The organism is Oleiphilus sp. HI0132, from assembly GCF_001635845.1.
On sequence record NZ_LWGJ01000470.1, the window covers coordinates 1 to 1,154 of the forward strand.

Genomic DNA, 1,154 nt, shown 5'->3' on the forward strand with positions numbered 1-1,154 from the left:
CCTGACGGAAAAAGCATGCGGAAGGCCTTTATCAGAACGCCTGTCGACTTCGCTCGCATCTCCTCACGCTTCAACCTGCGTCGCAAGCACCCTATTCTACATAAAATCAGAGCGCACAAAGGCACTGACTACGCCGCGGCGACCGGCACGCCAATCAAAGCTACTGGTGACGGCAAGGTTATTCATGCAGCCAGAAAAGGTGGTTACGGTAAAACTGTCATCATCCAACACGGACAAAGCATCACCACTCTTTATGCTCACATGAATGGCTACGCACGCGGCATCCGCTCGGGCAAGCGCGTTAAGCAAGGCCAAATCATTGGCTATGTCGGTAGCACAGGACGTTCAACAGGGCCCCATCTTCATTATGAATTTAGAGTTAACGGTGTCCACAAAAACTCTCTAAAGGTGAAACTGCCACACGCGAGCCCTATCCCTAAAAAGGAGCTTGCTCGCTTTAAGAAAGCAACACACTCACACTTGGCACAGCTCGAGACCTTTTCAGAAAGTTATCAAGTCGCCTCTAATCAGTAAGTACAGATAGAGTCCCTGATATGGCAGACAAACTATATATAGGCGTCATGTCTGGCACCAGCATGGACGGAATCGATACCGTCCTTGCCTCAATATCTGAAAACAAAACCACCGGCATTGAATCATTTAGCGCACCATTTTCAAGCTCGCTTAAGTCGAAACTTCAGTCATTGTCACTACCAGGCGACAATGAGATAGACCGCCTTGGCGAAGCCAGTGTCGAGCTAGGTGAAGCTATTGCGGAAACCGTGAACGATTTACTCAAGAAAGCCAACAAGAATAGTAGCGATGTTTGCGCCATCGGTTGTCACGGACAAACAATCAGACACCGCCCTGAGTCAAGCAAACCCTTTTCACTCCAGATAGGCGACCCAAGTACAATCGCCCACATCACTAATATCACGACGATTACCGATTTCAGAATGGCAGATATGGCCGCGAAGGGGCAAGGCGCACCATTAGTCCCCGCATTTCACCAAGCAGTATTTGGCGACTCAAACGAAACGAGAATCGTTGCCAATATTGGCGGCATCGCGAACATTTCAGTGCTCTCAAAAACAAAGAACAAGCTATCCGGCTACGACACAGGCCCCGGAAATATGCTTATGGACCTATGGATT

The 1,154-nt window shown here is 49.0% G+C and carries 2 protein-coding genes; both read left to right on the plus strand.

Annotated features, from left to right (window positions below):
- Positions 1-534 (plus strand): M23 family metallopeptidase (locus A3766_RS05775; RefSeq protein WP_156494801.1); only part of this gene is annotated, 534 nt, incomplete at its 5' end.
- 20 nt (positions 535-554) lie between these two features.
- On the plus strand, positions 555-1,154 hold a 600-nt coding region (locus tag A3766_RS05780; protein ID WP_197479355.1), incomplete at its 3' end, for an anhydro-N-acetylmuramic acid kinase.